This is a genomic window from Shinella sp. BE166, assembly GCF_051201095.1.
GTDB classification, from domain to species: Bacteria; Pseudomonadota; Alphaproteobacteria; order Rhizobiales; family Rhizobiaceae; genus Shinella; species Shinella lacus.
This window is the reverse complement of record NZ_JBPEHL010000022.1, coordinates 55,834-72,318: the sequence shown is the minus strand read 5'-3', so window position 1 is coordinate 72,318 and position 16,485 is coordinate 55,834. Positions and strand designations below refer to the sequence as shown.

The 16,485-nt window shown below is 64.7% G+C and carries 16 protein-coding genes and 1 pseudogene; 6 read left to right on the top strand and 11 right to left on the bottom strand.

Going from position 1 to position 16,485, the window contains the following annotated elements; translation table 11 throughout:
- Window positions 1-149 precede the first annotated feature (149 nt).
- Window positions 150-492, top strand: a pseudogene (locus J2Y63_RS31765) (aminotransferase); the annotation flags it as partial.
- A 124-nt stretch (window positions 493-616) separates the two neighbouring features.
- Here J2Y63_RS31765 and J2Y63_RS31760 read toward each other — a convergent pair.
- From J2Y63_RS31760 to J2Y63_RS31720, 9 genes are read right to left on the bottom strand one after another with little or no spacing between them, the layout of a single operon-like run.
- A complete protein-coding gene (locus J2Y63_RS31760) occupies window positions 617-1,486 on the bottom strand; it encodes a Pnap_2097 family protein (RefSeq protein ID WP_435269290.1) in 870 nt (289 codons plus the stop codon).
- Between the two features lie 5 nt (window positions 1,487-1,491).
- On the bottom strand, window positions 1,492-2,766 hold the full coding sequence (locus tag J2Y63_RS31755) for an MSMEG_0569 family flavin-dependent oxidoreductase (protein WP_435269289.1): 1,275 nt from the start codon (window positions 2,764-2,766) through the stop codon (window positions 1,492-1,494).
- Between the two features lie 11 nt (window positions 2,767-2,777).
- Window positions 2,778-3,065, bottom strand: a complete 288-nt coding sequence (locus J2Y63_RS31750) for an MSMEG_0570 family nitrogen starvation response protein (RefSeq protein WP_435269288.1) — start codon at window positions 3,063-3,065, stop codon at window positions 2,778-2,780.
- A complete protein-coding gene (locus J2Y63_RS31745) occupies window positions 3,058-4,212 on the bottom strand; it encodes an MSMEG_0565 family glycosyltransferase (protein WP_435269287.1) in 1,155 nt (384 codons plus the stop codon). Before J2Y63_RS31745 ends, J2Y63_RS31750 begins: the two co-directional genes overlap by 8 nt.
- Window positions 4,209-5,183: a sll0787 family AIR synthase-like protein gene (locus tag J2Y63_RS31740; RefSeq protein ID WP_435269286.1), complete on the bottom strand. Its 975-nt coding sequence runs from the start codon at window positions 5,181-5,183 to the stop codon at window positions 4,209-4,211. Before J2Y63_RS31740 ends, J2Y63_RS31745 begins: the two co-directional genes overlap by 4 nt.
- Window position 5,184: 1 nt before the next feature.
- Window positions 5,185-5,727 (bottom strand): MSMEG_0567/Sll0786 family nitrogen starvation N-acetyltransferase, encoded by a 543-nt coding sequence (locus J2Y63_RS31735; protein ID WP_435269285.1) that lies wholly within the window; start codon window positions 5,725-5,727, stop codon window positions 5,185-5,187.
- Window positions 5,724-6,842 carry an MSMEG_0568 family radical SAM protein gene (locus tag J2Y63_RS31730; RefSeq protein WP_435269284.1) on the bottom strand — a complete coding sequence of 373 codons (1,119 nt, stop codon included), beginning with the start codon at window positions 6,840-6,842 and terminating at the stop codon, window positions 5,724-5,726. The genes J2Y63_RS31735 and J2Y63_RS31730 overlap by 4 nt, the downstream gene beginning before the upstream one ends.
- On the bottom strand, window positions 6,769-7,812 hold the full coding sequence (locus tag J2Y63_RS31725) for a Nit6803 family nitrilase (RefSeq protein WP_435269283.1): 1,044 nt from the start codon (window positions 7,810-7,812) through the stop codon (window positions 6,769-6,771). Before J2Y63_RS31725 ends, J2Y63_RS31730 begins: the two co-directional genes overlap by 74 nt.
- Window positions 7,813-7,865: 53 nt before the next feature.
- Complete coding sequence (locus tag J2Y63_RS31720) at window positions 7,866-8,348, bottom strand: MSMEG_0572/Sll0783 family nitrogen starvation response protein (RefSeq protein WP_435269282.1); 483 nt, start codon at window positions 8,346-8,348, stop codon at window positions 7,866-7,868.
- Here J2Y63_RS31720 and J2Y63_RS31715 point away from each other — a divergent pair.
- Both J2Y63_RS31715 and J2Y63_RS31710 read left to right on the top strand, forming a co-directional pair.
- Window positions 8,347-8,658 carry a hypothetical protein gene (locus tag J2Y63_RS31715; protein WP_435269281.1) on the top strand — a complete coding sequence of 104 codons (312 nt, stop codon included), beginning with the start codon at window positions 8,347-8,349 and terminating at the stop codon, window positions 8,656-8,658. The two genes, J2Y63_RS31720 and J2Y63_RS31715, sit on opposite strands and share 2 nt — an antisense overlap.
- A gap of 56 nt (window positions 8,659-8,714) precedes the next feature.
- Window positions 8,715-10,118 carry a PLP-dependent aminotransferase family protein gene (locus tag J2Y63_RS31710; RefSeq protein ID WP_435269280.1) on the top strand — a complete coding sequence of 468 codons (1,404 nt, stop codon included), beginning with the start codon at window positions 8,715-8,717 and terminating at the stop codon, window positions 10,116-10,118.
- Between the two features lie 28 nt (window positions 10,119-10,146).
- On the opposite strand, the gene J2Y63_RS31705 is transcribed toward J2Y63_RS31710, so the two are convergent.
- On the bottom strand, window positions 10,147-11,001 hold the full coding sequence (locus J2Y63_RS31705; protein ID WP_435269279.1) for an SDR family oxidoreductase: 855 nt from the start codon (window positions 10,999-11,001) through the stop codon (window positions 10,147-10,149).
- A gap of 105 nt (window positions 11,002-11,106) precedes the next feature.
- Between J2Y63_RS31705 and J2Y63_RS31700 the strand changes: the two genes are divergently transcribed.
- Complete coding sequence (locus J2Y63_RS31700; RefSeq protein WP_435269278.1) at window positions 11,107-11,820, top strand: TetR/AcrR family transcriptional regulator; 714 nt, start codon at window positions 11,107-11,109, stop codon at window positions 11,818-11,820.
- 22 nt (window positions 11,821-11,842) lie between these two features.
- On the opposite strand, the gene J2Y63_RS31695 is transcribed toward J2Y63_RS31700, so the two are convergent.
- On the bottom strand, window positions 11,843-13,750 hold the full coding sequence (locus J2Y63_RS31695; RefSeq protein ID WP_435269277.1) for a diguanylate cyclase: 1,908 nt from the start codon (window positions 13,748-13,750) through the stop codon (window positions 11,843-11,845).
- Window positions 13,751-14,043: 293 nt separating this feature from the next.
- On the opposite strand from J2Y63_RS31695, the gene J2Y63_RS31690 reads away from it, so the two are divergent.
- Complete coding sequence (locus J2Y63_RS31690; protein WP_435269276.1) at window positions 14,044-15,021, top strand: AraC family transcriptional regulator; 978 nt, start codon at window positions 14,044-14,046, stop codon at window positions 15,019-15,021.
- Window positions 15,022-15,207: 186 nt separating this feature from the next.
- Entirely contained in the window at window positions 15,208-16,485 is a 1,278-nt protein-coding gene (locus J2Y63_RS31685) for an ABC transporter substrate-binding protein (RefSeq protein WP_435269275.1), read from the top strand.

Genomic DNA, 16,485 nt, shown 5'->3' with positions numbered 1-16,485 from the left:
CGCTTGTCCTCGCTGGCCCGCATGCTCAGCGGGCTCTTCAGCTAGGTGTAAAATCCGCTGGGATGAACCCGCAGAAGACGGCACATCGTCCGCACGGAAAACTGCAAGCGATGCAAGGCAATGAACGCGTACTTCTAGGGGCTATTCATTATGACTTGCGGCCTGACGCTCGCCGGTTTGAGACCTGGGAGAACAATTATGCCGCGCGGCTGGGATTCGGTGTTGCAATCGATTATGCGCAAGCAATTGGGACCGATGTCATTATGGAGCGTTGTCGATCCTTGGCCGACCAGCTTCGTGAGCCCTTGCCGGGATTTCCGGCGTGAAGGTCCACGATCTTGGGCCACGTCCCGCCGCGATCGTGACACCTTGCTCGATGCAACCGCCCGCGCACTGCCCAGCGTCGTGCGGGCGTCGCCCCACTACTACAATAGTGAAGCAGAGATTTTGCGCCTTGTGGCCATGATCCACAGTCTGGTGCACGGCAGTTAGGCACACGCAAGATCACCGAAAGCCTAATTTCGATAAAAGACAGCACGGCCGGCAGACTTTGTGAAATCTGCATGCATCTTATCGATCAGGATGATGTCCGAGATCGAGTCCAGGTGCGAGCTTCTCATCGAAGAATGCGGCCCGCCCTATAGTTGGAAAACACCATCCCGATTGTCTTTCCGTCGCTCCGCTTGAGCCGGCATAGCTGGGTCGGGCTGTTGGGTGTCTCGGCCGCAAGCTCGGCCTCGATGGTTTCTCCGGCATCGATATTGCCGAAGAAGAAGACGTCACGGTCGCGGATCGTCCTGTTTTCCGCCGGACGCCAGCATGCCAGGGCTCTGCTGGCGATGGCCTGGAATTCTGCGCAGTAGAACAGGCCGGCGCCGTTGAATTCCTGGAGACGGTCGGGCTGGAAGCGGTGGGAGGCGAGGGGCGCGCTGTCGCTCGCAAGGCCGAAATGGCTGCGCAGCGTCCCCGCACGAAGCGCTGCCGCCGTCTTCGCCAACGTGCTTTCCACGCCGGCCGCGCTCCTGCGATTCGACAGCGCGGTGCGCATGATGGAGCGGTTGTCGCCCGCCCGGCTGCGTGTCACGAAAAGCGACAGGAGTTCCACCGTGCCGATCGGCCTTTCACCGCAGGAGAGGTGGTGCCGCGTGAGCGTCTGCGTCCGCCCGACGGGATGAAGCGTCGAGCGGATGGTGAGCACATCGTTTGCCTTGACCGCGGCGAAATCGGCATTGCTCAACGCCGTCGCGCAGAAGGCCGCATAGGCCTCGGCCCCGTCCGGCGTGCGAAAATCGGCGTCGTCCATGCCGAGATCACGCGCCAGCATCAGCCAGTGGCGATGCCCGAGCTCCTTCATCAGCCAGGTTTCGGAAAGCCCGTCCGGCGTCAGGTGCGGCATGCCGATCAGGAGGTGCGGTTCCAGCGCCCGCTCCATCAGCAGTCGGGCGGTGGGCGCGCGTATCGCCTCGGGGAAGATCGCGAGATTCATGGGTGTCAACCGTTCGCCGCCTGCCGGGTCATGGATCGCCGCTCGGCAAGCGTTCCGGCGAGATGGCCAACGACATGTTCGGCGTCCTTGCCGACGGCGAGGAGGCGGCCCGAGCCCCAGGTCCACAGCCACGGCAGGCCGAGCACGTAGGCGCCCTCCACGCCGGTTACGCCGCGCCGCTGCACCGGGTAGCCGGTGCCGTCGAAGATCGGCAGGCCGACATAGGACCAGTCGGGCGAAAAGCCGGTCGCCCAGATGACGGCGGAGACGCCGGCCGCCGCGAGGTCGAGTTCCGTCGGGTCCGTCTCCGGTCGCCAGGCCGGCTGGTAGACGGTTTCCCCTGACGCATCGATGCCGTGTTTGAGGATGTGTTTGTCGATCAGTGCGTTGATGCCGTTATAGACCCGGTCAGCGTGGTCGAGATTGGCCGTCAGGTCGGCATCGAAGAGCATGCGGCCGTGTTCCACCGTGCGCATGCGGCCGTAGAGGGACATGCCCTCCAGCGCGAATTTCCTGAGGTCGATGTCGCGTCCGCCGTCGCGGCCGGTGAGGTAATGGTTGGTGTCGTGACGCTTCTTCGTCATGCCGTCGTGCTCTACGGTGATGTCGTACTGGCCGATGTCGGCGAGCCAGTCGACCACGTCGCGGCCGCGGTAGAAGCGGGCGCAGCGCGGGGCATTGCCGGTGATCATGTGCACCTTGCGGCCGGCAAGGTGCAGGTCCTCGGCGATCTGCGCGCCGGACTGGCCGGAGCCGACGACGACGACCGCACCCTTCGGCAGCTGTCCGGGATTGCGGTAGTCGGCGGTGTGGATCTGCACGATCGCGTCCGGCAAGCGTTCGGCGGCGCGAGGGATCGCGGGGCGACTGTAGAGGCTGGTGGCGAGGAAGACGCTTTCGGCCGTCACGGTGCCGATGGAGGTCTCGATGCGGAAGAGATCGCCGATCTTCTCCACCGCGGTCACACACGTATGGTCGAAGACGGGCGCCTGCACCTTGTCGATGAAGCGGTCGACATAGGCGATGATCTCGTCCTTGACCATGAAGCCGTGCGGGTCGTCGCCGTCATAGGGATGGTCGGGAAGCTGGCATTGCCAGTTGGGCGTGACGAGGCAGAAGGCGTCCCAGCGCTCGTCCTTCCATTTGTGGGCGACGGTCTTCTGCTCGAAGACGACGTGGTCGATGCCGTGTTTCTGGAGGTAGTGGCTGGCCGAAAGGCCTGCCTGTCCACCACCGACGACGACGGCGCTGTAGTGGGATTTGAGGATGGGCTTGGTCATGACGGGTCCTTTCAGGGAAGGAAGGTTTCGCAGCGCACGCGCGCCTCGGTGTCGGCAAGGAAGGGGGCGCCCGTCGCCACGATGCGGGCGAGTTGGCCGCGGGCGAGCGAGCAGGGATAGCCGTATTTCGCCTCCACCCGCTCGCTGGCAATGGTGAGCGCCTTGCGGCTGCGCTCGAGGAAGTCGGAGACGGGGTAGCTTTCGCCTTCGTCGAGGAACTCCTTCACGACAAGCGAGGGCGAGTAGCAGGTCTCCCGCCGTCCGTCCGGCCAGGTGACGACGAAGTGCATTTCAGGCATGGACGACCTCCTTCAGGGTCCGGTAGGCGGCGAGATGGCTTTCAGCGACGCGGCGCCAGCTGAAGCTTGCCGCCACATCCAGCCCGCGGGGAATGACGCGCTCGCGGATCGCCGGCACGAGGGCCAGTGCCATGGCATCGGCAATGGAGGCGGGATGCTTCGGATCGCACCAGAGCGCATGGTCGGCGCCGAGATATTCGGTGAAGGGCGGGATGGAGGAGACGATGGCCGGAATGCCGCTCGCCAATGCCTCCAGCACGACGAGGCCGAACCCTTCCTTCAGCGAGGGGAAGACCAGCGCGTCGGCGAGCCGGTAGAGGTTCGGCATGTCCTCGTCCGCAACGGGGCCGACTATGTGCACGGCGGCGGCATGGGTGGCGAGCGCTGCAAGCTCGGCGCGGAATTCCGTCTGGTAGGCGCTGTGGTCGAGCAGCGAGGCGCCGCCGGCGATCACCAGCTGCGCATCGGGGCGCACGGCGCGCAGCTGGCGGAAGGCCTCGAGGATGGCCGTGGTGTTCTTGCGCTTCTCCACTCCGCCGATGCTGAGGAAGACTGGGCCTGACGGAATGCCGAGCCGGTCGCGCAGCGCCGTCTGCTCGCCGCTCCAGGTCGGCGCGAAGCGTTCCGTATCGACGCCGTTGCCGACGACGACGGCCGGCATGCCGCGTTCGCCGAGCGCCTGCTGCCAGAGCGTGCTCACGGTGAAGGACAGGTCCGCCTCGACGATCGAGCGGTCCTGCAACGCCACCAGCCGCGGATCGCCGAACGTATCGACATGGTGCACTGTGCGGGCGAAGCCGGGGATTAGGCCGCGCGCCTTCAGCGTGGCGAGCGCATTGCCGGAAATGCCGTCATGGGCGTGGAAGATGTCAAAGCCGCGGTTGGCGCGCTGCTCGAAATGGGAAATGTAGTCGGCGATGCGCTGCTCGACCATTGCCGTCATGTCGGCTGGCGCCGCAGCGACGGGGAAGGCGGCGGTGCCGCAGGTCGGCTGGCGGAAGAAGCCCTTTCCCGCCGCGTCCGGCGCATGCAGCACGACCGCGTGGCCGAGTGCCGTCAGCGCCTCTGCGAGGTGCATGGCGTGCACCACCCCGCCGCGCGGATTGGTGGAATGCGCCAGCATGGCGATGCGCAGCCGGTCCGTCATGCGCTTTCCTCCAACGGTGCGGCCTTCATCAGCGGGGTTTCCGCATGGTCGCGGATGACGGCGCGGGTTCGCCCGTCGGTGATCGCGACCGTGCTGCCGGCTTTGACAGTGCCGATCGCGGCGGCGGCGATCGCGCGGCGGGCAAAGCGCTCCAGCGCCGCATCGCACGTTTCCGGCGGCACGGAGAGGAGATAGCCGAAGCTCGGGAAGGTCCTTAGCCAACGGTCCAGAGGCACGCCGGCCGGTAGCGGAATGCGCGTCACGTCGATCTCGATCGCCACGTCCGAACATTCGGCGAGCATGATCGCCGTGCCGATGATCCCGCCTTGGCTGATGTCCTTGGCGGCAAGGGCGAGGCCCGCTTCCGCGATCTCCGGCAGGATTTCGAGGTCGCCGCGAAGGCGCGCCGGCGGGGCATACGTCGCCGCCTCCCAGTTGTCGAAGGGCTCGCGGTAGCGGCCGCGATGGTCGATCGCCGCGATCAGCACGTCGCCGGGCCTTGCGTCGAAGCTCGTCAGCAGCCGCGTCGCCCGGCCGAGGATGGCCACCGAAAGCTGGCCGCGGTCGGTGCGGATATTGGTGTGGCCGCCGACGATCGGCACGCCAAAGGCGGCGGAGGCCGCGCGCATGCCGTCGAGCACGGGGGCGGCGGCCTCGCTGCCATCCGCCCAGACGGCATCGACCACGGCGAGCGGCCGGCCGCCCATCGCAGCGACGTCCGAAATGTTGACCATGACCCCGCACCAGCCGGCAAACCACGGATCGGCGGCGACGAAGCCATTCATGAAGCCCTCGATGGCGAAGAGCAGGTAGCCGTCGCCATCCGGCAGCGCCGCGCAGTCGTCGCCGACGGCGACCGGCGCGCCGGCAAGGCCGAGCCGGGCGGAGACGTCGGCAATGTCCGCCTTGGCGGCGACGCCGCTGGATTCGGCGAGAAGGGCGGCAAGGCCCGGGATATCGATTTCCGCCATCTCACGCCGCCTTTCTCGCAAGCGCCACGAAGCCCGCTTCGGGCGTGGGGCAGGGCGGATACCAGGCAAGGTCCGCCTTCATGCGCAGGTGCGGCTTGCCGTAGATGTCGATTTCCCCGATTACATCCCAATGCAGCCGGCGGAAGAGTAGGCCGTTCTGCGGCTGCACATTGGCGAGGAAGGTGCGGCAGCCCATCGCGTTTGCCGAAGAGACGGCAAGCCGGATGAGCGTCGCCCCGAGCGCGCCGATCTTCCGGTAGTCCGCATGCACGGCAAGCCGCGAGCCCCACCAGACGCCCGGCTCTGCCTCGTGGATGCGCACCGTGCCGACCAGGCGGTCCGCCGCCACGCCCAGCATCGACAGGGCGACGATGGGCGTGGCGTGCGCGTCGATCGCGTCGCGGTCGTCGCCCTCGAAGAAGCCCTGTTCCTCGCAGAAGACGGCGCGCCGCAGCGCATGGGCCTGCGCCCGCTCCCAGGCGGAGGTGGCGAACTTCACCTGGAACTCGCTGGCGCGGAAGGTGGAGACCGGTTCGATGATCATTTCGTCAGCATCCTCTCGTAGGTGGAAAGGGCCGAGCAGGCGCCGCACTTGCCGCAGCCCGCCTTGATGTCCACGGCCTTGAGGCCGCTGTCGACCAGCATCTTCGAGAGCGGTCCGAGGATCGAATGCATGAAATCTGGCTTCGGCGCGGGGTGGCTTTCAAGCGGCGTGCCGGAGATCGGCACGAAGGGCACGACGAAGGGATAGACGCCGATCGCCACCAGCTTCGCGCAGATATCGAGGATCGCCTCGCGCGTATCGCCGAGGCCGGCAAGGATATAGGTCGAGACCTGGCCGCGGCCGAAGACCTTCACCGCCGCCTCGAAGGCGCGCATATATTGCGGGATCGTCACCTGCGCCTTGCCGGGCATGATCCTCGCGCGCAGTTCCGGCGTCACCACTTCGAGATGCATGCCGAGCGTATCGACGCCCGCATCCTTCATGGTCCTGTACCAGCCGTCGTCCTCCGGCGGCTCGCACTGGGCCTGGATCGGCAGGTCGACGGCGGCCTTGATGGCGCGGGCGCTCTCGGCGAGGATCGCGGCACCCCGGTCCGGCCCCTTCGGCGTGCCCGTGGTCATCACCATGTGCTTGACCCCGTCGAGCTCGACGGCGGCCTTCGCCACCTCGGCCAGCTGTTCCGGCGTCTTGTGGGCGATGGTGCGGCCGGCGGCGAGCGACTGGCCGATCGCGCAGAACTGACAGGTCTTGGTGCGGCTCTGGTAGCGGATGCAGGTCTGGAGCACCGTCGTCGCCAGCACGTCGCGACCGTGCAGCACGGCGATCTGCGAATAGGGGATGCCGTCCGCCGTCGTCCTCTCGTAGAAGCGTGGCCGAAGCGGAAAGGAGACCTCGCCGATGACGCGGCCGTCGCGGCTGATGCGGCTCCTGCCCGTCTCGTCCGGCTTCTCGACCAGATAGGGGCTTTCGAAGGCCGGCGCGGTGTGCACCGGCACCATGACGGTCATGCCGTCGATGGTCATCGGCTTGTGGTCGGAAGGGCCGGCGCCGCCGCGGCGGCTCTCGTGCCCCGCCTTCGGATCAACCAGCCTGGCTCCGAAGGACTGCAATTCGTTGATCAGTTTCTCGGTCGGAAGACGCGTTATCGTGTCCATCGGTGCTGTTCCTTGCCGGATCGGTTTCGAAGGCGGGGTGGGCGGTGACCATCGGCCGCGTCGGCCGGTCGTCATGGAGGAGGGAGAGAAGTTCCGGCCGGGCGTAATGGCCGACCGAATCCATCATGCGCTTGCGCTTGACGATGAGGCTCATGTCGAGGTCTGCGATGAGGATGCCTTCGCCCTCGGTGATCGGCGGCGCGAGGTGTTTTCCCTCGGGCGAGATGATCGCCGTCATGCAGCCGCCGCGCAGCGCCCGTTGCAGCTTCTCGTCCGGCGTGATCGAGGCGATCTGCGCGTCGGTCAGCCAACCGGTGGCATTGACGACGAAGCAGCCGCTTTCGAGCGCATGGTGGCGGATCGTCACTTCCATCTGCTCGGCGAAGATCGGGCCGACCATAGAGCCGGGAAACTGCGCGACGTGGATCTCCTCGTGACGGACCATCAGCGCATAGCGGGCGAGCGGATTGTAATGCTCCCAGCAGGCGAGCGCGCCGATGCGCCCGACGCGGCTGTCGACCACCGTCAGCCCAGCGCCGTCGCCCTGGCCCCAGATCATGCGCTCGTGGAATGTCGGTGTGATCTTGCGGCGCTTCAGGAGAAGCGTGCCATCGGCGTCGAAGACAAGCTGGGCATTGTAGAGGGAGCCGCGGTCGCGTTCGTTGATGCCGAGCGCGACAACGATGCCATTTTCCCTTGCGGCGGCGGCGACCGCATCCGTCGCCGGGCTCGGCACGGTTACGGCCTCCTCGTAGAGCCGCACATGCTCGCTGCCGGAAAGCACCGGCGGCAGCACGAAGGAGAAATAAGGATACCAGGGCACGAACGTCTCGGGAAAGACGATCAGGTCGGCGCCCTTGCTCGCGGCCTCGCGGATCGTTTCCAGCACGCGCGCCATCGTCGCCTCGCGGGACGTGAGGTCCGGCGCGATCTGCGCGGCGGCGGCGCGGACCATCAGCTTCTTGTCCATGACGAATTCCTTCCATCGGGACGGGGAGGCGGAGCGTGTCCGCCTCCGCCGGGTCACAGGGTCCAGGTGTCGAGGATGAAGGCGCCGTCGCGGCGGTGGATGAGGATCAGGTCGAGCACGTCGAGCGGACTGATCGGGCGGATGCCGGGGATCAGCGCCTGTTCGCCGTGGCCGTAGAGCGCCTGGAGAGCGAAACGGCAGGCATAGACCTTGCCGCCTTCCTCAATGAAGCCCTTGATCTGGTTGTTGAAGTTGAGATGGCCGGGAAAGGCCTCAGCGCCGAGTTTCGGGAAACCGCGCTGCACGCCGAGCGTGACGCCCGGGCCGTAGAGCAGGACGGCGGTCTCGAAGCCCTTGCGCTTCAGGCGCTTGGCCTGCAACAGGTTGACGAGGCCGATCGAACCTTCGAAGGCGACGGTGTGGAACGTGATGAGGGCTTTCTCGCCTTCCCTGGCCTGGACGTCCTCGAAAACCTTCTCTTCGTAATCGACGAAGAAGTCTCCGTCTGCATGGGCCGGTGCGGTGATTGCGGGCATGAATGGCTCCTATGTTGGCGTCAAGCCCCTGCCGGGGCACAGCCATTCAATTGCAAGGCCCATGCCAGAATTGATTTTGCACAAATTGCAGTCAACGGTCGCAAAAATGCATTCAATTATACAGTCAATTGGCGAAAATTTGATTCCGGAAGTCAAAAATGAGAGCAGCGACCTGCTGAAACGGCCATCAACAATGGCCGTATTGAATGCATTCAAATTGCATTCAATACGGCATCGAACGGTCATGGCGCGGCGACACCCGGTCTGGGAGCCGCGGTTTGCGGCGCCTTTGCCAGCAATCGCGGGATGACAGGGAGAAAAAGCAGCAATATACAGTCAATGATCGCAGACGGACTCCCGCACCTCATGAAGACTTGGCATCCCGACCTCAGCCGCTCCAACAGCCCGCGCTACATGGCGATCGCCGATCTGATAGAGATGGACCTGCGCAGCGGCCATCTGGTCGTCGGCGACCGGCTGCCGCCGCAGCGTGAGCTGGCGAAGCGGCTGGACATCGATTTCACCACGGTCGCGCGCGGCTATCTGGAGGCGCAGAAGCGCGGGCTCGTGCAGTCCCATGTGGGGCGGGGCACCTTCGTCACCGGCGGCCTGGACAGCGAACGACGCGGTTTTTCCTCCGCCATGGCGTCCGATCCGCGCCGCGCCACCGTCGTCGATTTTTCCATGAACATGCCGCCGGAGCCGGACAATCCGGATCTGCTCGCCCGCATGCGGGAAGGGCTTTCGGCCGTCGCTGCCGATCTCGTGCCGCTTCTGCGCTACCAGGGGTTTGGCGGAACCGTCATGGACAAGGATGCGGCCGCCGCCTGGCTCAGCCGCCGCGGCCTCGTGCCGGCGCAGGAGCGCATTTTCGTCACCCCCGGCGCGCACCCGGCGCTGCTCGCCATCCTGAGCATGCTGGCAAAGCCGGGCGAGACGGTCCTTTCGGAAAACATCACCTATCCCGGCATGCGCTCGATCGCCGCCCAGCTTCGCCTTCGCCTCGTCGGCCTGCCGATGGATGAGGAGGGCATCCTGCCGGAGGCGTTCGCCGAGGCCTGCGAGCGCGAGAAGCCAAAGGCGATCTACCTCAATCCGACCCTTCAGAACCCGACGACACTGACGATCCCGACTATCCGGCGCGAGGCAATCTGCGCGGTGGCGCGCAAGTACCATGTGCCGATCGTCGAGGATGACGCGTACGGCTTCATTCCGCTCCATGCGCCGGCCCCGCTCGCCGCCATGGCGCCGGACCTCACCTGGCATATCGGCGGGCTGGCGAAATGCATCGGCGCGGGCTTGCGCCTTGCCTATGTGGTCGCGCCGGACAGCCGCGCCGCCTGGCCTTTCGCCAGCGCCATGCGGGCGAACAACGTCATGGCCTCGCCGCTGATGATGGCGCTTGCCACCCGCTGGATCGAAGACGGCACGGCCGACACGATCCTGCGCTTCATCCGTGCCGAATCCGAAGCGCGCCAGGCGATCGTCGCCGCAATGCTGCCTGCCGGCAGCTACCGCGCCGATCCGATCAGCTTCAACATCTGGCTACCGCTTTCAAACGGCTGGACGCGTTCCACCTTCGGTACGCACATGCGCTCTGCCGGCATCGGCGTCGTCGCCTCGGATGCCTTCACCGTCGACGGCACCCCGCCGGAAGCGGTGCGCATCTGCCTTGGCGGCCCGATCAGCCGTCCGTCCCTGCAATCGGCGCTGGAATTCATGGCCCACGCCCTCGAAGGCCCACCGGAAATGGCCGGCTCCTTCTTCTGAATTCCGGGTCAAGCCCGCGTTCGCCATTCTAGCTTGCGAGGATTTGTCTTGCGGAGATCGGCTCGCGCCCCAGGAACTTGCCGAGCGTGGGGTCCGTCCTTGCGAACTCTCCCGCGCGCGCTGCTCGATACATGCTGAGCGTGATGGCGATGACGGCCGGGGGCAGGCTGCGGGCTGCGAGAAGCTGCTCGAATTCATCGTCCGTCAGGGTCCTGCGGGCGATTGTCCGTCCCGAAATCTCGCTCAGGATATTGGCGATGTCCGTGAAATCCAGCGCCGCCGGGGCTGTCAGCGGCGGTGTCGGGCCGTCGAAGCGGCCTTCCTCGGCGAGGATGGTTGCAGCGGCTGCCGCCAGATCTTCGTGGGCGGTCCAGGAGAATTTTCCGTCCTCCGGAGCGACGACCTCTCCCGTCCTTGCGGCATCGGCGGTCATTTGTCGGGCGCTCTCGGCGTAGAAACCGTTGCGCAGGGCCGTCCAGGCCATGCCGGACTCCTGCAACATCGTTTCCGTCGCCGCATGCACATGCATCGGCAGGAATGCCGACGTCGCGCTTACGGCCATATGGCTCGTATACAGGATGCGCCGCACGCCCGCGGTCTTGGCCGCCGCTATGGCGTCGCGATGCTGCGCTTTCGAGTCCCCGCCATAGGCGCTGGCGTTGGATGAGACGACAAGCACCTGCGTTGCGCCCTCGAACGCACCGGCAAGGCTGTCCGGCTGCGCGAAATCGCCATGGCGCACCCGCACACCCTGCTGCAAGAACGCCGCTGCCTTGCCGGGATCGCGCACGCTGACTGCGATCCTCTCGGCGGGAACCCGTTCGAGCAGGTGTTGAACCACCAGACGGCCCAGCTTTCCGGTGGCGCCCGTTACGACAATCATGATTCTACCTCTTGTTAGCAATGATAACGTGACGGTGATATCAGTGATTATCGTTGAAATCAAGTTTGTGATAGCGCCGCTAACAATCGCTGCTAAAATCGGCTGATGGCGACAAATGAATTTACCTCTCCCGCAGATGAACCCAGCGATACGCGAGCGCGCATTCTCGCCGCGGCTACCCGCCTTGTGGCGGCGGGCGGGGAGGAGGCGGCGACCACGCGGGCGGTGGCGGACGCTGCCTCCGTTCAGGCACCCACCATCTACCGCCTGTTTGGCGACAAACGGGGGCTTCTCGATGCCGTAGCAGAAGCGGCCTATGCAAACTACATCGCCGAGAAGGTGCGGCGCGCACCGGCGGCCGATCCCGTTGAAGACATGCGCAGGGGGTGGGACGACTATATCGCGTTCGGTCTCGCCAACCCGGCGATCTTCAACCTGATCCGGACGACCTACCCGAATCCGCCATCCAAGGTGACCCTTGCCGGATTGGCGGTGCTGCGGGAAAAGGTCGGCCGTCTTGCGCGCCTCGGGCGTCTTCGGGTGAGCGAAGAACATGCGGTCGATCTCGTTCATGCGGCAGGAATCGGCTGCGTTCTTTCCCTTTTGGCAAAGGCCCCGGATCAACGCGGCGATTTGGCAGATGCCGCGCGCGAAGCTGTTTTCTCGCAGATTATCGAGGGGCGCCCCCTGAAGAATGGCAGCGAGCTTTCAAGTATCGCCACCGCCCTGCGGTCCCGGCTGGACGAGGTTGCCGTTCTGTCGCCGGGTGAGCGCCTTCTCCTGGAGGAGATGCTGCAGAGGATCGCGGACCGAGGATAGTGGTGGCCTTCGGGTGCCCCGATTATCCCTTTGTTTTCACGAGGTGCGGCTTGGTGGGCTCCCATGCACGGACGAGATCGCGACCGGATGCCTTGGCAAGATAGAGGGCCTCGTCGGCGCGCAGGACGAGCCGGCCGGCATCCGGCCCGATCGTATGGTTGGTGAGCGTCGCCACGCCGATGCTGGCGGTCACGATGCCTTTTTCGCTGCCGGTATGGGCAATCTCCAGCGCGCGGATGCGGTTGCGCAGTTTGTGGGCGAGGGTGAGTGCGCCTTCCTCCGGCGTGTCGGGTAGGATCAATGCAATTTCCTCGCCGCCATAACGGGCGACGCGATCGGTGGGGCGGTGGGCGACTGCGCGCAGGCACTCGGCGATCGCACGCAGGCAGTCATCTCCGGCCGTGTGGCCATAGGTGTCGTTGAATGCCTTGAAGCGGTCCACGTCGAGAAGCAGGAGGCTCAGCGGTCCTTCTCCGCGCCCCGCGGCCGCTATTTCCTGCGCCAGGATGGTGTCGAAGGCGCGTCTGTTCAGCAGGCCCGTGAGCCCGTCCGTTTCGGCAAGTTCTGCCAGCCGTATGTTGAGATCGCGCAGCCTCTGTTCGCTTTGCTTGCCGTCGGTAATGTCCGAACAGACCACGAAGCATGTGCCGTCGGGCGCGGGGTTCGTCCTGGACTCGATCCAGCGTCCGTCGAAGAGCGGAAACTGCACCGTTCCGGGGCAGCGCAGGCGGGATACGGCGGTATTGACCCATTCGGTCACGTTGTCCGTGGGAATGTTGATGAGCTCGCCGCGCGCGATCGAGGCATAGAGGATGGATGCGGCCGGCGTGCCCGGCACGCGCAGGTCCGCCGTCAGGGGAAACATCGTCCGATATTGCTCGTTGCAGAAAACGACGTTGAGGTTCTCGTCGAACATGACGAGGCCGTCGGCCATGTTGGTCAGCGCGGCCGTCGCCTTGCGCTCGCTTTCCGCGAGCGCCGTCTCAAGCTCCTTTTTGGCGGTGACGTCGCGATTGTGGGTGATGACGCCGGTCACGTGCCCGTTCTCGTCCAGCAGCGGCGACTTGAGCGTCGAAAGCCAGGCGATCGTTCCGTCCCGGTGGGTCACCTGCTGCTCGATGACGTAGGACGTTTCGCCCTGTGCCGCCTTCTCCTCGTCGGCTTTGAACTTGAGGGCGATGTCGGCCGGATAGAAGTCGAAATCGGATTTTCCGATAAGGGCGTTCGAATCCGTTGCTTTCATGAGCGAAGCCGTCGCCGGATTGGCGACGATGAACCGTCCTTCGACGTCTTTCACGTTCAGGCAGTCCGGAAGGCTGTCGATGACGACCTTGTAGATATGGTTTTTCTGCGTCATTTCCCGCCGGCGAAGCTCGCTGGCGATTGCAAGAGAGATCATCAGCGTCGAGGCAAAGACGATGATCGTCGTCGGCAGCAGGACGGTGGGCGCGATGGCGATCAACGTGTCGCGCGGCAGCGCGAGAAAGCCCAGAAGACCGCTGACGGCGACGGTCGCGGAGAAAACCAGAATGGCAGGAAAGGAAGGACGCTGGTCCTTCTTCAGGTGGTAGGCGGCCATGCCGACAGCAGCGGCGATCGCGATGCCCGTCAGCCCGGCAACGGTTCCCGCGCCACCGGAAAAGAGCCTGAAGGCCGCGACGAGAACGGTCGTCACCGTCAGGGCGATCGGCCCGCCGAAGAGGCCCGAAACGGCAATCACCGTGGTCCGCAGGTCGATGAAGATACCGTCGCTGATCTGGAACGGCAGCAGCATCACGAGGATTGCGCCGGTTCCCAGAAGCAGGCCGAAACTGAGCTGCCGCACGACGGCGTGACGGAAGAGCCGCGGAAGTTGTGTATTGCTCCAGATCGAAACCAGGAGTGCCAGGATCGCCATGTTGGCGAGCAGATCATGCCATACTGTACCCACGCTTCGCCTCCGCGGACAACGTGCTAGCCGGTTGCGCCGATGTCAAACAGGATAGGCGCTTAGGTAAAACGTCAGGTTAACGCGGGGTTAAGGTCAGGCGATCCCCGTGGGCCGGGAGTTTCGGATTATCGGCCAAATGGCAGGGCCTGCCTTCGGCAAAGCATGACCTCCGCTCGGTCGGTTGTCCGGGCCGGCATTTGCCGTCACAATGCAAGTGGAAGGCAGGATGCGGGACGTCTGGGGCGGGCGGGTGGCACGTGCTTTCCTTGGAGTTTGATCCGCAGGAGCAGGACGTGGCCACTCTTACCAAGATGCGCGAAGCCAAGGGCGGCATAGAGCTGAGGCCTGGTCCGTTCGCCTCAAGCCCGCCAACCTTCGAGCACATCATTACCGGCATTGACGAGAGCTTTCTCTGGCGGCTCGACGATTATCCTTGGGAGCGCAATGTCTGGAACTTCCACCCGGAGTTTGAGATCCATCTGATCCGCAAGGGCGAGGGCGTTGCCTTTGTCGGCGACTATATCGGCGCCTTTTCCGCCACCTATCTCACCGTGATCGGCAGCGACCTGCCGCATGACTGGGTGACGATGACCGCGCCGGGCGAGGTGATCGAAGGGCGGGAGGTCGTCGTTCAGTTCCATCCGGACCGCATCCGCGAGGCGACGCGGCTGCTGCCGGAATTCGCCCAGCTGGAGGACTTTTTCGCCCGTGCGCAGCGGGGTCTCGTGTTCAACGGCGAGACGCTGGTGAAGGGCGCCGACCTCGTCGAGCGCATGGGGACGGAAAAAGGCGTGGCGCGGCTTGCGCTCTTCCTGCAATTGCTCGATCTGCTTGCCCGCTCTGCGGAATATGAGATCCTCTCTTCGCCGGAATACTCGCCGAAGCTCGATGCCGAAACGCTCGATGCCCTCCAGCGCGCGCTCGTCTTCATCTATCGAAATTTCGCGACCGACATTCGCCTGTCCGACGTCGCCGATCTTGCCGGCATGAGCGAGAGCGCCTTTTCGCGCTTCTTCAAGAAGAACACCGGCAACACCTTTACCGATCACGTCAACAAGCTGCGCATCTGGCAGGCCTGCAAGCTTCTGGCGGAAAGCGACATGCCGATCACCGACATCTGCTTCGAGGTCGGCTACCTGAACATCTCCAATTTCAACCGGACCTTCCTGCGCCACCATCGCATGACGCCCTCGGCCTATCGCCGGCTGACGCCGCAGCGCCGCCCCCAGCGCGACGACCTGTCACCGCCCGATGAAACCTTGCGCAGATAGAACCATTTTTTCGCAATGCAGCATAATAATCTGCATTAAAGTACAGAATCTCCGCATCAGGCACGCTAGTTCCCGAAATTTCCTTCGCTAGTATCAGTGTTAGCGAAGATATTCGCTGACAGATTGGCGTAGGCCACGAGGAGGTCGTGCCGCGCCGACCATCGGATCCTTAGGGGAGGTTCATCCATGACATCCGTGAAGACGCTCGTTTCGAGCATCGCCTACGCATGCCTTCTTTCCAGCTCGGTCTCGTCGATTGCGCTGGCCGCCGAATGCTCCGGCACGATCCGCGTGCTTGCCCAGCCACGCGAAGGCCTGACGCTTCTGGAAAACTACAAGGACGAATTCGCAACGCTTTCCGGCGGCGCATCGTTCGAGATCGACTATCTCAACGAGAACGACCGGCGTGCCAAGACCAAGGCGGACGCCTCCACCATCGGCAAGTACAATGTGTACTATATCGACGAGGCGAACGTCGCGCTGTTTGCCTCCGCGGGCTGGGTCTCGCCACTCATGGACTACTATCCTGACGAATACGACTACGCCGATTTCGACCCCGGTCGCCAGAAGGTCGCGACCTATGACGGCAAGGTCTGGTTCGCGCCGCTGACCGGGGGGGGCGACCTTCTGGTCTACCGCAAGGATCTCCTGGAGGCTGCCGGCGTCAAACCGCCGACGACGCTCGACGAGATGAAGGAAGCGGTCCAGAAGCTGCACCAGCCGGACAAGGGCATCTACGGCATTGCGTTGCGCGGCCAGCGCGGCTCGGGCGCGAATGTCTGGCGCTGGATGCCCTATTTCAAGGGCTTTGGCGGCGAGTGGTTCGATGGCGACACGCCCAAGTTCAACAGCGAGGCGGCCGTCAAGGCGACGGAGACCTATCTCGAGCTGTTCAAATATTCCGCACCGGGCACGCAAACCGGCGGGTGGGACGAGTCGGTCGGCGCGTTCACCTCCGGCCAGGTGGCGATGCTGGTGGAATCGACACCGCTCGTCGGCATGGCGATCGACCCGAAGTCGTCGCAGGTTGCCGGCAAGGTCGGCTACCTGCCGCCGCCGACGCCGCTGACCGGCGGCGGTTATGGCCATGGTCTTGCCATCGGCACCAAGGCCAATGCGGATGATGCGTCGAAAGCCTGCGCCGGCCTCTTCATCGCCTGGGCAACGTCCAAGGAGAATGAACAGCGTCGCCTGGAGGCAAACCAGTTCAGCGAACTCAACCGCACGAGCATCATGACCAGCGAGACCTTCGCCAAGCTCTACGGCCCCGATCTCGGCCAGGCGCTGGCCGATACGGGCAAGGTCACGGCCGTCAACTTCTGGCAGAGCCCGCTCTGGCCCGATCTCGGCGACCGCTGGGGCATCATCCTGGAAGAGCTGATCGCCGGTTCGCGCACGGACATAAAGGATGGCCTGAACGAACTCGAAGGCTTTGCCAAGGACCTCGTCGCCCGCAACCAGTGA